Source organism: Microbacterium sp. ARD32, from assembly GCF_031844385.1.
Classification (GTDB): Bacteria; Actinomycetota; Actinomycetes; order Actinomycetales; family Microbacteriaceae; genus Microbacterium.
Window position 1 is genome coordinate 1 of the sequence record NZ_JAUZVD010000001.1, and the last position, 15,379, is coordinate 15,379.

Consider the following 15,379-nt stretch of genomic DNA (forward strand, 5'->3'; position numbering starts at 1 on the left):
TCGGAATCAAATAGCGCGAGTCTCCATCAGACCCAGGGCGCTTCACTCTCGCACGTGTATCCGCGTTCGGATGATGCGAAGACGAAGGGGCGACCGGAGCCCCATCGCTCCTGTATCTGCCTCTGATGTTCCTCCCGCGAGAGGCGCGACTTCTGCAAGACATCGGCGTTTCGTGACACACGTTGTCACTCCATAAGAGCCTTGTGTCATCCAAAGGCCGGTTGTGTCACCGCAACGCGTATCCGACAAGGATCTGCTTGACACCGGCATCCGCTCGCTCTAACGTACAACCAAATGGTTGTACAAACAGAACTCAGCGAAGCGGAGATCGACCGTGTGTTCCACGCACTGGCGACGGCGACCCGGCGCGACATCCTGCGTCGGACGATCGAGCGCGAGCAGTCGGTGTCCGACCTGGCCCGCGACTACGAGATGTCCTTCGCCGCGGTGCAGAAGCACGTCGCCGTGCTCGAAGAGGCACGGCTCATCGTCAAGCGCGCCGAGGGGCGCGAGCGGCTCGTCCGCGCCAACCCCGAGATGATCGCCCGCGCGCGGGCGCTGCTCGCCCGATACGAAGAGCTCTGGCGGGCGCGCATCGCCCGGCTCGACGACCTGCTGGCGAGCGATGCCGCCGACGCTTCGACAGGCTCAGCGAGCCGGGCAGGCTCAGCGACCCAGACAGGCTCAGCGAGCCGGGCAGGCTCAGCGGCCCCGGAAACCGAACCACCACGAACCACCGAGACCACAGGAGAATGACATGCCCGTCATCGACATCAACGCCGACACCGAGAACCTGACGATGACCGTCACCGCCGAGTTCGCGGCCCCCATCGAACGCGTCTGGCAGGCCTACAGCGATCCGCGTCAGCTGGAGCGCTTCTGGGGCCCGCCCAGCTGGCCGGCCAGGTTCCACACCTGGGATCACACGGTCGGCGGCCGCGCCGATTACTCCATGACCGGTCCGCGCGGCGAGACCTCCCGCGCCTACTGGGAGTTCCTCGAGATCGAGGAGCCGCACCGGTTCAGCGTGCTCGACGGTTTCAGCGATGAGAACGGCCAGCCCAACGCCGACATGCCCGCCATGCGCATGGACTTCACGTTCGAGTCGACCGAGAGCGGCACGCGCATGGTGACCTCCAGCACGTTCGACTCGCTCGAGGCGCTGCAGACCGTGATCGACATGGGCGTCATCGAGGGCACTCGCATGGCGATGTCGCAGATCGACGCGGTGCTGCGCGATCTGCGCGAGTACGCCGAGGGCAAGGGCACCACCGTCGAGTTCCTCGACGACACGCATATCAGCATCACGCGGCTGGTCAACGGACCGATCGACCTGGTCTGGCGCGCCTACAACGAGCCCGACCTGATCAGGCAGTGGATGCTCGGCCCCGACGGCTGGGAGATGACCGAGTGCGAGGTCGCGCGCAAGCCCGGCGACCGCTACCGCACCTCGTGGGCGCCGGTGGGTGACACCGAGGGCGAGCCGTTCGGGTTCGAGGGCGAGATGCTGCTTGTCGATCCGCCGCGCCGCGCGGTGCAGGTGGAGCGGATGCAGGGGACCGACGGCCCCGACATCCTGAACGACGTGAACTTCTACGAGGAGGACGGCGTGACCTTGGTCACCGTGCTCATGGAGTTCCCCGACAAGGACACCCGCGACGCGGTGCTCGCCACAGGCATGGCCGACGGCATGGAGCAGTCGTACCAGCGGCTCGAGTCGACCGTGCTCGCCTGACCGGGAGGGGACGCGCGCCGGCTGCCGCGGGGCCGGGGCCGGCTCAGACCGGCCCGGCTCAGACGGGCCCGGCTCAGATCAGCCGGCGCAGCGCCTGCTCCAGCGAGATCCCCTGGGCGTCGGCGCGATCGCGCAGGCGGGCGTGCTCGTCTGCGGAGAGCGTCAGCCGCAGTTCCAGCGGGGCGGATGCCGCGGGTTCTGCCAGTCCGTCGAGCAGGTCCGACGCCTGGGCCCACAGCGGTTCGGCGGATGCTGTTCGGGCGGCCGGGCGCGCTTCGACACGCTCAGCGATCCGGTTCTGGGGCCGGGGCGAGCCAGCCTGCACGGCCATGGCACCGGCGAGCGCCGCGCCGCCGTCGGACACGGCGGCGAAGCCGGGCCCGCGTTGCGGCTCCTGCTTCTGCTGATACGCCTTCGCGGCGGCGTTCGCGCGCTCGTCGGCGGCTTCGTTCAGCGGATGCCCGGCGTGCCCCTTCACCCAGGAGAACTCCACGTCGCGCCCGCGCAGGGCTTCGTCGATACCCTCCAGCAGGTCGCGGTTCAGCACCGGCCCGCCGTCGGACTTGCGCCAGCCGCGGCGCTTCCACCCCGGCATCCACTTGGTGACCGAGTCGATCACGTAGCGGCTGTCGCACTCGATGAGCAGCTTCTCGTCGACGCCGGACGTCGCCCGCAGCAGTTCCAGCACGGCTCGCAGCTCGCCCTGATTGTTGGTGCCGTGCGGCGAACCGCCGGCCGCCCAGCGCTCGTCGTCGATGTACCAGGCCCAGCCGTTCGGCCCGGGATTGCCCAGCGCGGAGCCGTCTGCGGCGGCGATGATCGTCATCCCTCCACCGTACGGCGTCCCGCCGACCTCGCCCGGCCGGAGTCGGTATCGTCGAGGGGTGTCCGGGTTCGCCGTCAAGGCCGTGATCGTCCTCGTGGTGATCACGCTGGTCGTCGTGATCGTCGCCCGGTTCTTCCGACGCGTCGCGCCGGCGTCGGCGACCAGGCGGCAGCGGATGCCGATCTTCGTTCCCCTCGCCGGGGGCGCGCTCCTCGTGGCCGGCGCCGCGCTGGGGTTCGTCTCGTTCGCGTCCCGGTACACCGACGATCTGCTGGCGCTGCGCATCGCGTCGGTCGTGGTGTTCCTCGCCGGCGTCGCCGTGCTGCTCGCCCACCGCAACCGGTATCTGGACGTCGGGGCGGATGCCGTGCGCTTCCGCACCGTGCTCGGGCGCGAGCACCGCATCGCCTACCGCGACATCGTCTCGTTCCGGATCGTGCGCATCCTCGGGCGCGAGCGCGTCGTGGTGCGATCGGCGGACGGCGTGCAGCTGGCCGCGGATGTCGGATGCTACCGCCTGGCCCCGCTGCTCGAAGCCGGCCGCAGCGCGGCATCCTGACTCACCACCTACGTGCCCGGCTCCGCGGTGCGCGCTCGCGGGTCCCGATGTGCGGGGTCAGCGCGTAGGAGGGCGCAATGTGGGACCCGCGAAGGCGCACCCGCGAAGGCGCGCCCGCCGGGACCTGCGAAGGCCCGCGCGTGACTCAGTCCTCGGGCGCCGGCGGCGCGACCGGGATCTCGGTGCTGGAGTACTCCGCTCCCAGCCCGAGACCCATCAGATCCAGCGCGGGCGCATCGTCCAGCCGCTCGTTCTTCTCCTCGTCGAGCGGCTCACCGGGCAGAGCCGCCCACGCGCCCGGCTCCTGCTGCTTCTGCGAGAACAGTCCCATGCATCCATTCTCATCCCGTCGGGTCAGATCGGCGCGGTGATCTCCAGATCCGTGCCGAAGTCGTACCACCACTGCTCGGAGCGCACGGTCTGCCCGAACCCGGTCGCGGTGGAGCTCGCGCCGACCGGGGTCCAGTCCTGCTCGAACAGCAGCCGGCTGCCGGTGATCGTCGAGCCGAACATGTCGTACGGCGCCGCGCACTCGAACACGCGCGCCTCGACGACCACATCGTCGGGCAGGGTCGTCTTCTCGCGCGCCGGCAGCAGGTTCCACACCGGGCAGGCCTGCACGGACTCACGCAGCACGTCACCGGAGAACACGGCGACCATCACCCTCCCGGCCTGGCCGACGATCATCTTCTCGGAATCGTCGGAGTCGGGGTCGCCCTTCACCCAGCCGGTGCCGTCGTTCTGGTACGCGACATCGTCGACGAAGACCACTTCGTTCGGGTCGTCACCTCCGGTGGTGACGCCGTGGATCGCGACGTCGGGGCGCAGCCGCACCTCGCTCTGCTGCTGCTCGTCGCCCATGTCCGCCTTCGCGCGGAACGTGCCGAGCACGTGCAGTGCATCGCTGAAGCAGGTGCCCAGCTGCGCACCCGTGGCGGTGGCGGCGTCGAGGTCGATGCTCAGGCAGCTGCCCGCGGGATCGGGCCGTTCCGCCGCGGTGACGACGGCGGGGGCGGATGCCGAGGGCTGCGCGGGTGTGGCCTCTGCCGCATCCGTCGAATCCGGGGACGGAGGGGCCGGAGAGCAGGCGGCGAGCAGCAGGAGCCCGGCGAGGGCCGAGACGGCGGTGAGTCGCTTCACGCGATAAGGATAGACAATCGCGGGGACTCAGCCGACGTCAGCCGCCCGCACGGCATCGACCAGTTCGCGCCAGGCGCCCTGCAGCAGAGCATCCGGCAGCACCTGCTCGCGCTGACTGTCGTGCAGCACCGCGTGGATGCTCCACACGTAGCGGTCGGCGCCGGGCTGGTCGGCATCCGGATGCTGGTCCCAGGGGCAGCGCTCCACCAGGGCGATCCACTCCGGTGCCGTGGCCGGGTCCGGCTCCACACGCCAGCGGCGGCGCAACCCGGCGATCCCACCCGTGCGCACCACCGCGACCACGACGCCGGCCGCGTCCCGCGGGGTCCGCGTACCGGGATCCTGTTCGTCACCGGGTGGTTCGTGCTGCTGCATCCTCGATCACTCCGACCGCGATCCACGCGTCTCGGACCGCCGATTCCACGCTAGCGCCGATGCCGTGCGCTGCGGCGATGGTTCGCTCTGCGAACTCTGTGAAACCTGCGGTGGCCGGCAGGCCGCCGATGAGCGCGCGGTACCAGACCGGGCCCGCGGTCTCCCACGCGTTGCCGCCGATCGCCTTCGCCGCCAGCGCGAACGCGCGATTGGGGATGCCCGAGTTGATGTGCACGCCGCCGTTGTCCTCAGCGGTCTGCACGTAGCCCGCCATGTCGGCCGGCTGAGGGTCCCTGCCCAACTCGTCGTCGTCGTAGGCGGTGCCAGGATGCAGCATGTCGCGCAGCGCACGGCCCTGCACGGTATCCGTGAAGATTCCCGCGCCGATCAGCCAGCTGGCCTGGTCGGCCGTCTGCCCCAGTGCGTGCTGCTCGGTGAGCGCGCCCAGCACGTCGGCGCAGGACTCGTTCAGCGCGCCGGACTGCCCCTGATACTGCAGGCCGGCGGTGGTCTGGATCACCCCGTGGCCCAGCTCGTGCCCGATCACCGTGACCGACCCGGTGAACCCGGTGAACACCTCGCCGTCGCCGTCGCCGAACACCATCTGCGAGCCGTTCCAGAACGCGTTGTCGTACTTCTCGCCGTAGTGCACGGTTGCGTTCAGCGGGGCGCCCGCGCCGTCGAGCGAGTCACGCCCGAAGGCGCCGAGCAGCATGCGGAACGTGTCGCCCAGCCCGTCGAACGCCTGGTTCACGGCGGCGTCGGCCACCTCGGGATCGTCTTCGCCGCGCACCCGGTCGCCAGGCAGCTGCTCGGTGCCGTGCGCGTCGTAGATGGTGCGGGTCGGGGCGGCATGGATGTCGGCCACGAGGTCGCCGTGCTCGTCGACCGACAGCTCGAGAGTGGAGTGGTACTCGGGCCGCCCCTTGATCAGCGTCTGCCTCGCCGCCGCGGCGGCGTGCTCGTACTGGCTGGAGCGGGCCAGACGCGCCAGCAGGTACCCGGGCACGATGCCCTGATGGATCGATGTGTGCGCTGCGTCTCCGGTGGTCATACGGCCGACCATACGCCGGGGCCCCGACAAGGGGCGGTCCCACTCCGGAACGCCCAGCCGCGCCGCGTAGAATCGGCGCAATGAGCGAGTCACCTTCCCACCCTTCGACAAGCTCAGGGACCCAGGAAGGCTCAGGGACCCAGGGGAGCGAGCTCCCGGCATCCGGCATCGACCCGGACGAGCTCGCCATCGCGCTCAAGGTGCTCGCGGAACTCGATCAGGTCGATCAGCAGCATCCGGACTACATCGCCGTCCGCCGCGCCACCGGCAAGATGTTCCGCGCCGTCAAGCGCGCCCGCCGCAAGGAGATCCGGGACGCCATCGCCGAGGCCGACCGGGCCGTCGTCGCGCGCACCGCGACCGGCGCCGCCGATCGCATCGACGACGAGACCCGCGGCATCGATCTGGCCACCAGCGTCGTGGATGCCCCGATCGCCGGCGAGCTGCTCAAGCCCCGTAACTGCTACATCTGCAAGCAGCCGTATACGCTCGTCGACGCCTTCTACCACCAGCTCTGCCCCGACTGCGCGCGGTTCAGCCACGGCAAGCGCGACGCCCGCACCGACCTGACGGGCAAGCGCGCGCTGCTCACCGGCGGCCGGGCCAAGATCGGCATGCACATCGCCCTGCGCCTGCTGCGCGACGGAGCGCACCTGACGATCACCACGCGCTTCCCGCGCGATGCGGTGCGCCGGTTCGCATCACTGCCCGACTCGGCCGACTGGCTGCACCGGCTGCGCGTGGTCGGCATCGACCTGCGCGACCCGGCGCAGGTGATCGGCCTGGCCGAATCGGTGGCCGCCCAGGGCCCGCTCGACATCCTGATCAACAACGCCGCGCAGACCGTGCGGCGCTCGCCGGGTGCGTACTCGCTGCTGGCGGATGCCGAGCTGCAGCCGCTCCCGAGCGGACCGCTGCCCGAGATGGAGACCTTCGGGCACACCGCCGACCCGCACCCGCAGGCGCTGCAGGCGTCGGTGGATGCCCATCCGCTGCTCTCGCTCGCGTCGCTCGGCGGCACGGTCGCCGAACAGGGCGGCCAGGCGCTCACCGCCGAGGACCTCGCCCGCCTCGCGATGGCGCCGGGATCGTCGTCGCTGCAGAAGCACGCCGACGGATCTGCCATCGATGCAGGCGGTCTCGTGCCGGATGTCAACCGAGTCAACAGCTGGGTGCAGTCGGTCGATCAGGTCGATCCGCTGGAGATGCTCGAGGTGCAGCTGTGCAACACCACCGCGCCGTTCCTGCTGATCAGCCGGCTCCGGCCGGCGATGGCCGCGTCGACCGCACGGCGCAAGTACATCGTGAACGTGTCGGCCATGGAGGGGCAGTTCTCCCGCCGGTACAAGGGGCCGGGGCATCCGCACACCAACATGGCCAAGGCCGCGCTGAACATGCTCACGCGCACCAGCGCGGGCGAGATGCTGGCCACCGACGGCATCCTGATGACCGCGGTCGACACCGGCTGGATCACCGACGAGCGCCCGCACTACACGAAGGTGCGCCTCGCTGAGGAGGGCTTCCACGCCCCGCTCGACCTGGTCGACGGCGCCGCGCGCGTGTACGACCCGATCGTGCAGGGCGAGGCCGGCGTGGATCTGCAGGGCGTGTTTCTGAAGGACTACAAGCCGAGCCCCTGGTGAGGCGCGGGGGCGTGCGCGGACACATGCGGCGTGCGCTGGCACGGATGTCGGACGAGATCACGGATGTCGGACGAGATGACCGGCCTGGGCTGACATCTGTGATCTGAGCCGACATCTGTGCGGAACCGGGCAGAGAAGAGCGGATGCGGGACGGTCAGAGGCGATCGACCGCCGTGACCCGGACGACGGCTTCGCCGGCGTCGTCGGACGCTGCCAGGTCGACCGTCGCCGAGATGCGCCAGTCGTGGTCGCCGGCGGGGTCATCGAGGATCTGCTGCACGGTCCACTGCGAAGCTCCCTCGTCGATCATCAGCAGCGCCGAGCTGCGGGCATCCGCTCCGGTGAGGATCTCGTCGTGCTCGGCGAAGTACGCATCCAGCACCGCGTCCCAGCCGTCGGCGCCGAAGCCGGGGTCGAGGGATGCCAGGGTCTCGACGTCCTCGCGGGCGGCGAGCTGCACGCGCCGGAACAGCTCGTTGCGCACCAGGATCCGGAACGCGCGGACGTTGGCGGTGAGCCGCTTCGGAGCGGGTGGGACGACCGGCTCGTCTCCCAGCGACCCGGCTTCCGGAACGCCGTTCACGAGTTCCTGCCACTCGTCCAGCAGGCTCGAGTCCACCTGGCGCACCAGCTCGCCCAGCCACTCGATCAGATCGCGCAGCTCTTCGGTCTTCAGGTGCTCCGGGATCGTCTGCGACGCCGCACGATAGGCATCCGACAGATACCGCAGCACCACGCCCTCCGACCGCGCCGTCTTGTAGAACGCGACGTATTCCCCGAACGACATGGCTCGCTCGTACATGTCGCGCACGACGGACTTCGGATGCAGTTCGAAGTCGCGGATCCACGGCTGCGCAGCGCTGAACGTCTCGAACGCGACCGAGAGCAGCTCCTCCAGAGGCTTCGGCCACGTGATCTGCTCGAGCAGCTCCATGCGCTCGTCGTACTCGATGCCCTCGGCCTTCATCGCGGCCACGGCCTCGCCGCGGGCGATGAACTCCTGCTGAGAGAGGATCGCTCGCGGGTCGTCGAGCGTCGACTCCACGATCGAGATCATGTCCAGCGCGAAGGAGGGCGAGTCCGGATCGAGCAGCTCGAACGCGGCGAGGGCGAACGGCGAGAGCGGCTGGTTGAGCGCGAAGTTGGGCTGCAGGTCGACCGTCAGGCGTACACCCTTCGACAGCCTCAGGGACCCACCATCCTGGGCCGCTGAGCCGGGCCCACGCGCCTCGGAGTGGGGCGTGGGGATCGAAGCGTCGTCAACGACCTCCACGACGCCGGACTCCAGCAGGGTGCGGAAGATCCCGAGCGCTCGCAGCGCCAGCATCCGCTGCCGGGACCGCGGTTCGTGGTTGTCATATACCAGCGCGCGCATATTGCCGAACACGTCGCCGCCGCGCGCGATCATGTTCAGCATCATCGCGCTGGTGATCTGCATGCGCGAGGTGAGGGTCTCGGGCTCCGACTCGATCAGCTTGCGGAAGGACGGCTCGCCCCACGACACGAAGCCGTCCGGGGCCTTCTTGCGGATGATCTTGCGCTTCTTCTTGGGGTCGTCGCCCGCCTTGCGGATGGCGGCCGCGTTCTCGGTCTCGTGCTCGGGCGCCTGCGCCACCACGGTGCCTGCGGTGTCGAACCCGGCCCGGCCGGCGCGGCCGGCGATCTGGTGGAACTCGCGGGCGTTCAGCTGCCGCATCCGCTGCCCGTCGAACTTCGTCAGCGCCGTGAGCAGCACCGTGCGGATGGGCACGTTGATCCCCACACCCAGAGTGTCGGTGCCGCAGATCACCCGCAGCATCCCGCGCTGGGCGAGCTGCTCCACCAGGCGGCGGTACTTCGGCAGCATCCCGGCGTGATGCACGCCGATACCCAGCCGCAGCAGCCGCGACAGGGTCCTGCCGAACGCCGTGGTGAAGCGGAACCCGCCGATCAGCGCGGCGATCGCGTCGCGCTGCTCCCGGGTGGCGACCTTCGCGCTGGCGAGCGCCTGCGCGCGCTCCATGGCCGCGGCCTGCGAGAAGTGCACGATGTAGACCGGCGCCTGACCGGTTGTGAGCAGATCCTCGATCGTCTCGTGGATCGGCGTCAGTTCGTAGTAGAAGTGCAGCGGCACCGGCCGCTCGACGCCGGTGACGACGGCGGTCTCACGCCCGGTGCGGCGGGTGAGATCGGATGCCAGTTCCGTCACGTCTCCGAGGGTCGCCGACATCAGCACGAACTGCGTCTGCGGCAGGGTGAGCAGCGGCACCTGCCACGCCCAGCCGCGGTCCGGGTCGCCGTAGAAGTGGAACTCGTCCATCACCACCTGGCCGACTGCGCCTGCACTGAGCCCCGTCGAAGTGTCAGCTCCCTCGCGCAGCGCGAGGTTCGCGAGGATCTCCGCCGTGCAGCAGACGATCGGCGCGTCCGCGTTGACCGCGGAGTCGCCGGTGACCATCCCCACGTTCTCCGCGCCGAACACCTCGACCAGGCTGAAGAACTTCTCGCTGACCAGTGCCTTGATCGGCGCCGTGTAGTAACTGCGCCTGCCGTCCGCGAGAGCGGCGAAGTGCGCGCCGATCGCGACCAGCGACTTTCCCGTGCCGGTCGGCGTGGAGAGGATGACGTTCTGCCCCGAGACGATCTCGATCACCGCCTCGTCCTGCGCCGGATAGAGGCGGATGCCGGTGGATTCCGCCCACTCCACGAAGGCCGTGTACACGGCATCCGCATCGGCATCGCGGACGGCGGACGGGTCGAGAGGAGTCACCCGTCGATCCTTTCACGCGGGTGCCCGCGCAGTTCGGGCTCAGGCGTACCCGAACTGCTTGCGTGTGAGGGCGTCGAAGGCGCGGTCGGGCAGGAAGGTGGCGAGGGCGACGGCGACGTTCGCGCCGGGGCCGATGCGGTAGCGGGTCTTCGGGCGCTCGGTCAGCGCGGCCTTCACGATCAGCTCGGCGACGGCGTCCGGGCTGGACATCTGCCTGGCCAGCGCCGGGTTCGAGAAGTAGCGGCGCATCGCCGCGGCCATCGTGGCGTACGGCCCGCGAGCCGAGGTGAGCTCGAGCCGGTCCATCGCGGTGTCGTGCCAGTCCGTGGCGACGTAGCTGGGCTGGACGAGCGTCACGTCGATGCCGAACTGCGCGACCTCGCCGCGCAGCGAGTCCGACAGCGCCTCGAGCGCGAACTTGGAGGCGTGGTACCAGCCGCCCAGCGGTGAGGCGAACTCCCCCGCGAGCGACGAGACGTTCACGATGCGCCCGCGGCCCGCCTGGCGCATGCCCGGCAGCACCGCCTGGATCAGCCCGACCGCGCCGAGCACGTTCACCTCGAGCTGGGCCCGCGCGTCATCCAGCGAGGTCTCCTCGACGCTGCCGAACTCGCCGTAGCCGGCGCAGTTGATCAGCACGTCGATCGGGCCGTTCGCGGTCGCCTGCGCCGCAGCCGACCGGATCGATTCCGGATCGGTCAGATCGAGCGCCACCGGGGTCACGCCGTCGATGCGGCCGATCGCCTCGATGCTGCGGGCGGCTCCGTAGACGGTGTGACCACGTGCGGCGAGGATGGCTGCGGCGCGGGCGCCGATTCCCGAGGAGGCTCCGGTGATGAGAATGTTCGTCATGCTGTGGTCCCTTACTGTGAATGTCGTTCACTGATATGGATACGTTACAGTGAATGGCATGCACAGTCAAGGAGATCGCGCACTTCGTCAGCTCTGGGGCGTCGACCCGCCCACCGTGCGGGGGCCGAAGGCGCGGTGGAGCCTTCAGCAGGTGGCGGACGCGGCGGTCGCCATCGCCGACGAGACCGGGCTCGAGGCGCTCTCGCTCGCTCGCGTCGCCGCGCAGCTGAAGATGACCACCACGGCGCTGTACCGCTACGTCGACGACAAGGCCACGCTCATCCAGCTCATGGTGGATCGTGCTGTCGGCGACCCGCCGGCGATCACGGGCGACGACTGGCGAGCCCGTTGCCGCCGGTGGGTGGAGCACCTCGCGCAGCGGTACGCGCAGCATCCGTGGCTCTCCGAGGTGACTCCCACCGGCATGCCGACCCAGCCGCGCGCGTACGCCTGGATCGATGCCCTGGTCGCCGCGCTCGACGACGCCCCCGAGGTGGACGCGCTGCGCCTGGCCATGCTGCTGGACAGCCTGGTGCGCATCTACGCGACGCTCGAGCGCACGCTGCGGGCCGACCCGCCCGCGCCCTGGCTGGGCGAGGCGGTCGTCGAGCGCTTCCCCCGGCTCGGGGGCGCCGAGCAGCAGGACGTGACGGATGCCGGTGCCGAGCTGCGCTACGCCGTCGACGCTGTGCTGCGCGGGCTCTGACCCGCGGGCGCGCCGCAGCCTGCGCTTCGCGGGTCCCGAGTGGCTGCCTCGCTCGTCGCGAAGCCACCATTGCGGACCCGCGAACACCCGCGCGGCTCAGAACAGCGCGTACAGATCGAAGTCGATGAACATCTTCAGCTCCGCGCCCTCGGGGACCTCGACCAGTCCGTACTCCGTGCGCTCGAGAGGTTCGGTCGAGACGGGCTGCAGGTAGCAGCCGTCAGCGACATCGCCGCCGGCGTCGAGATCGAGGGCCCGCCAGCACAGGCCGATCGGCGCGCCGTCGACGTAGCCGACGTAGTAGAGGTCCGCACCCTCGGGAGCGGGGTCGAGCGTCGATGACACGCGCGCGATGACACGGTGACCGGCATCCGGCTCGAACGTCAGTTCGTCCGCCGTGATCGAGCCGCTGTACGGCGAGGCCTTCTTCTCGATCGAGGTCTGCTCGACGACGATGGATGCCGGGGTCGAGCCGTCCTCCACTCTCACCTGCACGCGCGCCAGCGCGGGCGTGCCCGGCAGCAGCCCCACGTGCGTGGGCGAGCGATCGAGGATCCGCCCCTGCTCGTCGTAGACCGTCACGTCGAAGCCGGCCTGGACGGCCTGGTCGGAGTCGCTGCTCATCGGCGCGTACAGCATGGCCCGGCCGTCGCTCCAGGGCTCCGCCATCCACGCGCCCACGGTCAGCGTGCTGTCGGTGCGGATCGGGATGCCGGCCACCGTCTCGGGGCGCACGGTGGGCGTCGGGGTGGGCGTCGTCGTGGCGACGGGCGTCTCCGGCGCGGCGGTCCCGGCGAGCCGTGTGACCTGCCCGAACAGCTGCACGCCCGTCCAGGCGGTCGTGGCGACCAGGACCGCGGCGAGGACGGCGAGCGCGATCGTGACGCCGTGTCGAGCCGAGCCGGTCACAGCGGCACATCCAGCGAGAAGAAGGTCGCGATCTTCGCGTCGTCGGGCAGCGTCCCGTCGAAGTCGGATTCGGTGACGGATGCCGCCTCGAGCCGGCAGTGCGCGTCGAACGTGTCGTTCGCGGGGATCTCGGCGAATGCCCAGCACGCCGCGACGATCTCCTTGTCGACGATCGCGACGAAGAAGACGTCGGCGCCGTCGGTCGGAGCGTCCAGCGTGGACGTGAAGTCGCCGACCACCAGGTTTCCGTCGCCGCCGCGCAGCTTGTCGGTGGTGACCGTGCCGACCGTGATCGGTGCGCCGAGGTCGAGGTCCACCTGCTCGATCCGGATCGAGGCGACCTGCGAGAGGTCCTGCCTCAGGGGCGAGAGGAAGATCGATTCCTGCCCAGGCAGCAGGTACTGGCTCGCCGGCCACCGGCCGCGCAGACTGCCGTCCTCGTCGTAGAGGCTCACGTCGAAGAACACGGTCGCCGCCTGCTTCTGATCCGGGTTGCGGACGTCGGCGTAGAGCGCCGAGAAGCCGCGGTCGTCTTCTTCGGAGAGGAAGAACTGGCGGAACTCGATGTCCGAGACCACGCTCACGGGCCAGCCGTGCACCGTGGGCAGGGGCTCGGCGGTCGGCGTGGGAGTGGGGGTGGCGGATGCCGAGGGTGCGGGCGCCGGCGCGGCATCCGCTGCACTCGAGAGCGCGAGCGCCCCGCCGCCGAACGCGATCGTCGCGAGCAGCAGCACCGCGCACACGACGGCCAGCGCGATGACGAGTCCGCTGCGCGGGGACTCGGCCGGCTGCCGGACCGGTGCGGCCGGGTCCGGCGGCGCGGGAAGTGCGGGTACGGTCACGTCGTTCTCCTCTCACTGCGAGAGGTTAGCGGCGGCTGCGCGCGGCCGGAACGGGGAGGACTGCCCACCGGGGGTCAGGGTTCGTGACGCAGCTCGTCATGGATGCGGCGCAGATCCTCCATGAGCGACCCGATCAGGATCCAGTGATCGGATGCCGGCGGGCGGACGATCAGCGGGGTCGTCAGCGCCGGGATCATCGACGTCGTCGCCTCGGGCTCGGGGGCGGCGTCGGCCGTCTGCACGGCCAGCCGGGCGTCGTGTCCGGCACGGCGCAGCTGCTCGGCGATCGCGCCGACGGCCGGGTCGCCGGCCAGCGAATCCTCGTAGTGGTCGATGTACGCGCGCGTCATGCCGATCACCTGCGTGACCACCGGCGAGAGCCGTTCGAACAGTGCGCGCAGCTCGATCAGGTCGTCGCGATGGCGGCCGCGCCGCGGATTCAGCGCGAGGGACTCCTCGGCGGCGGTCAGGGACGCCTCAGCGGCATCCTTCATCGGCCGCAGCAGCCGCACCTCGAGCATCAGCTCCTGCAGCTGGGGAGCGGTGCGGTTGACGGGAAGGGCGGCGGCGAGCCGGTCGAGGGATGCGGCGAGTTCGCGCCCCAGCATCCCGATGTCACGCCGCGCCGGTGAGGTGAGCACCGGCGGCACGATCACCACATTGACCACGAAGCCGATCGCCGCGCCGATCAGCGTCTCGATGATGCGGTTCAGCGCGTAGTCGGGGGTGGAGGATCCCAGCGCCAGCACCAGCACCGCCGAGATCGCGACCTGATTGCCCGTGCCCGACGAGGCGCGCAGTCCCCAGGCGATCAGCAGAGCGACCACGACAGCCGCCAGCACCACCCAGCTCTGCGGGCCCAGCAGCAGGCTCAGCAGCACCGCGACCACGACCCCGGCGATCACGCCGACGCTGCGCTCGAGCGCCTTGGAGAGCGACTGGTTGACGCTCGGCTGCACCACCAGCAGCGCCGCGATCGCCGCGAACACCGGCAGCGGTCCGGGGATCAGCCAGCCCGCCAGCAGCCAGGCGGCGATCGTCGCGGCGGCCGATTTCAGCACCTGCAGCAGCGGTGCACGGCGCGCGGAGCGGATCGTGGCGGGGAAGCGCATGCGTCAACCGTAGTCGCCGGGGTTTCGCGGGTCCCGAATCGGGGTGTCGCCGAGGTTCGCGGGTCCCGAAGCGCGGCATCCCGCGCGTCGAGGGGGCCATTCGGGCCCCGCGAAGCGCCGAGACAGCGCAACGGGCGAACGGGCGAGGGGATGCCTCAGGCGGTGGCGGCGCGCAGCGCGATCTCGATCATGTCGCCGAAGGTCTGCTCGCGCTCCTGCGCGGTGGTCTCCTCGTGCGTGACAAGGTGATCCGAGACCGTGCAGATGCTCAGGGCGCGGCGCTGCCGGTACGCGGCGAGCGTGTACAGCGCGCTGGTCTCCATCTCCACGGCGAGCACGCCGTGTGCGACGAGCGGCTCGGTCAGCTCGGGGCGGGTGGTGTAGAACTGGTCGCTCGAGTACAGCAGTCCCACGTGGGTGCGCTCCTGCAGCGCCAGGGACTCCGACGCCTCGACGGCCGCGCGCAGCAGCGAGAAGTCCGCGACCGGGGCGTAGTCCAGCCCGTGAAAGCGCGTGCGGTTAATGCCCGAGTCGGTGCACGCGCCGCTCGCGATGATGAGGTCGCGCATGCCGACACGCTCGGTCAGGCCACCGCACGAGCCGACGCGCACGATGGTCTGCACGTCGTAGAAGTCGAACAGCTCATTGGCGTAGATCGACATCGACGGCTGGCCCATGCCAGAGCCCTGCACGGAGATGCGGTGCCCGTTCCAGGTGCCGGTGAAGCCCAGCATCCCGCGCACCTCGCTGTACAGCGTCACTCCCTTGAGGAAGTTCTCGGCGATCCACTTCGCCCGCAGCGGGTCTCCGGGAAAGAGGACGACGGGGGCGATGTCTCCGGGCGCGGCGCCGATGTGAGTGCTCATGTCACCAGCGT

General features: G+C 70.2%; 16 protein-coding genes. 5 read left to right on the forward strand and 11 right to left on the reverse strand.

The genetic code is table 11. The features are described from left to right. Window positions 1-294 precede the first annotated feature (294 nt). Both Q9R19_RS00005 and Q9R19_RS00010 read left to right on the forward strand, forming a co-directional pair. Window positions 295-756: a metalloregulator ArsR/SmtB family transcription factor gene (locus tag Q9R19_RS00005; protein ID WP_311254305.1), complete on the forward strand. Its 462-nt coding sequence runs from the start codon at window positions 295-297 to the stop codon at window positions 754-756. Window position 757: 1 nt separating this feature from the next. Further along, window positions 758-1,735 carry an SRPBCC family protein gene (locus tag Q9R19_RS00010; protein WP_311254306.1) on the forward strand — a complete coding sequence of 326 codons (978 nt, stop codon included), beginning with the start codon at window positions 758-760 and terminating at the stop codon, window positions 1,733-1,735. A 73-nt stretch (window positions 1,736-1,808) separates the two neighbouring features. Here the strand turns inward: Q9R19_RS00010 and Q9R19_RS00015 are convergent, their stop codons facing one another. Next, entirely contained in the window at window positions 1,809-2,561 is a 753-nt protein-coding gene (locus tag Q9R19_RS00015; RefSeq protein WP_311254307.1) for a ribonuclease H, read from the reverse strand. A gap of 58 nt (window positions 2,562-2,619) precedes the next feature. On the opposite strand from Q9R19_RS00015, the gene Q9R19_RS00020 reads away from it, so the two are divergent. After that, window positions 2,620-3,120 carry a hypothetical protein gene (locus tag Q9R19_RS00020; protein WP_311254308.1) on the forward strand — a complete coding sequence of 167 codons (501 nt, stop codon included), beginning with the start codon at window positions 2,620-2,622 and terminating at the stop codon, window positions 3,118-3,120. A 145-nt stretch (window positions 3,121-3,265) separates the two neighbouring features. On the opposite strand, the gene Q9R19_RS00025 is transcribed toward Q9R19_RS00020, so the two are convergent. The 4 genes from Q9R19_RS00025 to Q9R19_RS00040 are packed head-to-tail and all read right to left on the reverse strand — an operon-like array spanning window position 3,266 to window position 5,689. Continuing rightward, on the reverse strand, window positions 3,266-3,451 hold the full coding sequence (locus Q9R19_RS00025) for a hypothetical protein (RefSeq protein ID WP_311254309.1): 186 nt from the start codon (window positions 3,449-3,451) through the stop codon (window positions 3,266-3,268). A 23-nt stretch (window positions 3,452-3,474) separates the two neighbouring features. Then, complete coding sequence (locus tag Q9R19_RS00030) at window positions 3,475-4,260, reverse strand: hypothetical protein (RefSeq protein ID WP_311254310.1); 786 nt, start codon at window positions 4,258-4,260, stop codon at window positions 3,475-3,477. A gap of 27 nt (window positions 4,261-4,287) precedes the next feature. Next, entirely contained in the window at window positions 4,288-4,635 is a 348-nt protein-coding gene (locus tag Q9R19_RS00035) for a protealysin inhibitor emfourin (protein ID WP_311254311.1), read from the reverse strand. Further along, complete coding sequence (locus Q9R19_RS00040) at window positions 4,610-5,689, reverse strand: M4 family metallopeptidase (RefSeq protein ID WP_311254312.1); 1,080 nt, start codon at window positions 5,687-5,689, stop codon at window positions 4,610-4,612. The genes Q9R19_RS00035 and Q9R19_RS00040 overlap by 26 nt, the downstream gene beginning before the upstream one ends. 80 nt (window positions 5,690-5,769) lie before the next feature. On the opposite strand from Q9R19_RS00040, the gene Q9R19_RS00045 reads away from it, so the two are divergent. Then, entirely contained in the window at window positions 5,770-7,332 is a 1,563-nt protein-coding gene (locus tag Q9R19_RS00045) for an SDR family NAD(P)-dependent oxidoreductase (protein WP_311254313.1), read from the forward strand. Window positions 7,333-7,486: 154 nt separating this feature from the next. Here the strand turns inward: Q9R19_RS00045 and Q9R19_RS00050 are convergent, their stop codons facing one another. Both Q9R19_RS00050 and Q9R19_RS00055 read right to left on the reverse strand, forming a co-directional pair. Then, window positions 7,487-10,081 (reverse strand): DUF3516 domain-containing protein, encoded by a 2,595-nt coding sequence (locus tag Q9R19_RS00050; RefSeq protein ID WP_311254314.1) that lies wholly within the window; start codon window positions 10,079-10,081, stop codon window positions 7,487-7,489. A 39-nt stretch (window positions 10,082-10,120) separates the two neighbouring features. Further along, window positions 10,121-10,933: an oxidoreductase gene (locus tag Q9R19_RS00055; protein ID WP_311254315.1), complete on the reverse strand. Its 813-nt coding sequence runs from the start codon at window positions 10,931-10,933 to the stop codon at window positions 10,121-10,123. A 58-nt stretch (window positions 10,934-10,991) separates the two neighbouring features. Between Q9R19_RS00055 and Q9R19_RS00060 the strand changes: the two genes are divergently transcribed. Continuing rightward, on the forward strand, window positions 10,992-11,639 hold the full coding sequence (locus Q9R19_RS00060; RefSeq protein WP_311254316.1) for a TetR family transcriptional regulator: 648 nt from the start codon (window positions 10,992-10,994) through the stop codon (window positions 11,637-11,639). A 96-nt stretch (window positions 11,640-11,735) separates the two neighbouring features. Here the strand turns inward: Q9R19_RS00060 and Q9R19_RS00065 are convergent, their stop codons facing one another. From Q9R19_RS00065 to deoD, 4 genes are all read right to left on the reverse strand, one after another. Then, window positions 11,736-12,548, reverse strand: a complete 813-nt coding sequence (locus tag Q9R19_RS00065; protein WP_311254317.1) for a hypothetical protein — start codon at window positions 12,546-12,548, stop codon at window positions 11,736-11,738. Then, complete coding sequence (locus tag Q9R19_RS00070) at window positions 12,545-13,390, reverse strand: hypothetical protein (protein ID WP_311254318.1); 846 nt, start codon at window positions 13,388-13,390, stop codon at window positions 12,545-12,547. Before Q9R19_RS00070 ends, Q9R19_RS00065 begins: the two co-directional genes overlap by 4 nt. A 74-nt stretch (window positions 13,391-13,464) precedes the next feature. Continuing rightward, a complete protein-coding gene (locus tag Q9R19_RS00075) occupies window positions 13,465-14,502 on the reverse strand; it encodes an FUSC family protein (protein WP_311254319.1) in 1,038 nt (345 codons plus the stop codon). 155 nt (window positions 14,503-14,657) lie between these two features. Then, a complete protein-coding gene (gene deoD, locus Q9R19_RS00080; RefSeq protein WP_311254320.1) occupies window positions 14,658-15,368 on the reverse strand; it encodes a purine-nucleoside phosphorylase in 711 nt (236 codons plus the stop codon). Between the last annotated feature and the right edge of the window lie 11 nt (window positions 15,369-15,379).

Bases quoted from the DNA above. Each gene is read 5' to 3' on its own strand.
- Q9R19_RS00005 (WP_311254305.1), top strand. From the start codon at position 295: ATGGTTGTACAAACAGAACTCAGCGAAGCGGAGATCGACCGTGTGTTC.
- Q9R19_RS00045 (WP_311254313.1), top strand. From the start codon at position 5,770: ATGAGCGAGTCACCTTCCCACCCTTCGACAAGCTCAGGGACCCAGGAA.
- deoD (WP_311254320.1), bottom strand. From the start codon at position 15,368: ATGAGCACTCACATCGGCGCCGCGCCCGGAGACATCGCCCCCGTCGTC.
- Q9R19_RS00010 (WP_311254306.1), top strand. From the start codon at position 758: ATGCCCGTCATCGACATCAACGCCGACACCGAGAACCTGACGATGACC.
- Q9R19_RS00060 (WP_311254316.1), top strand. From the start codon at position 10,992: ATGCACAGTCAAGGAGATCGCGCACTTCGTCAGCTCTGGGGCGTCGAC.
- Q9R19_RS00025 (WP_311254309.1), bottom strand. From the start codon at position 3,451: ATGGGACTGTTCTCGCAGAAGCAGCAGGAGCCGGGCGCGTGGGCGGCT.
- Q9R19_RS00055 (WP_311254315.1), bottom strand. From the start codon at position 10,933: ATGACGAACATTCTCATCACCGGAGCCTCCTCGGGAATCGGCGCCCGC.
- Q9R19_RS00015 (WP_311254307.1), bottom strand. From the start codon at position 2,561: ATGACGATCATCGCCGCCGCAGACGGCTCCGCGCTGGGCAATCCCGGG.
- Q9R19_RS00035 (WP_311254311.1), bottom strand. From the start codon at position 4,635: ATGCAGCAGCACGAACCACCCGGTGACGAACAGGATCCCGGTACGCGG.
- Q9R19_RS00075 (WP_311254319.1), bottom strand. From the start codon at position 14,502: ATGCGCTTCCCCGCCACGATCCGCTCCGCGCGCCGTGCACCGCTGCTG.
- Q9R19_RS00040 (WP_311254312.1), bottom strand. From the start codon at position 5,689: ATGACCACCGGAGACGCAGCGCACACATCGATCCATCAGGGCATCGTG.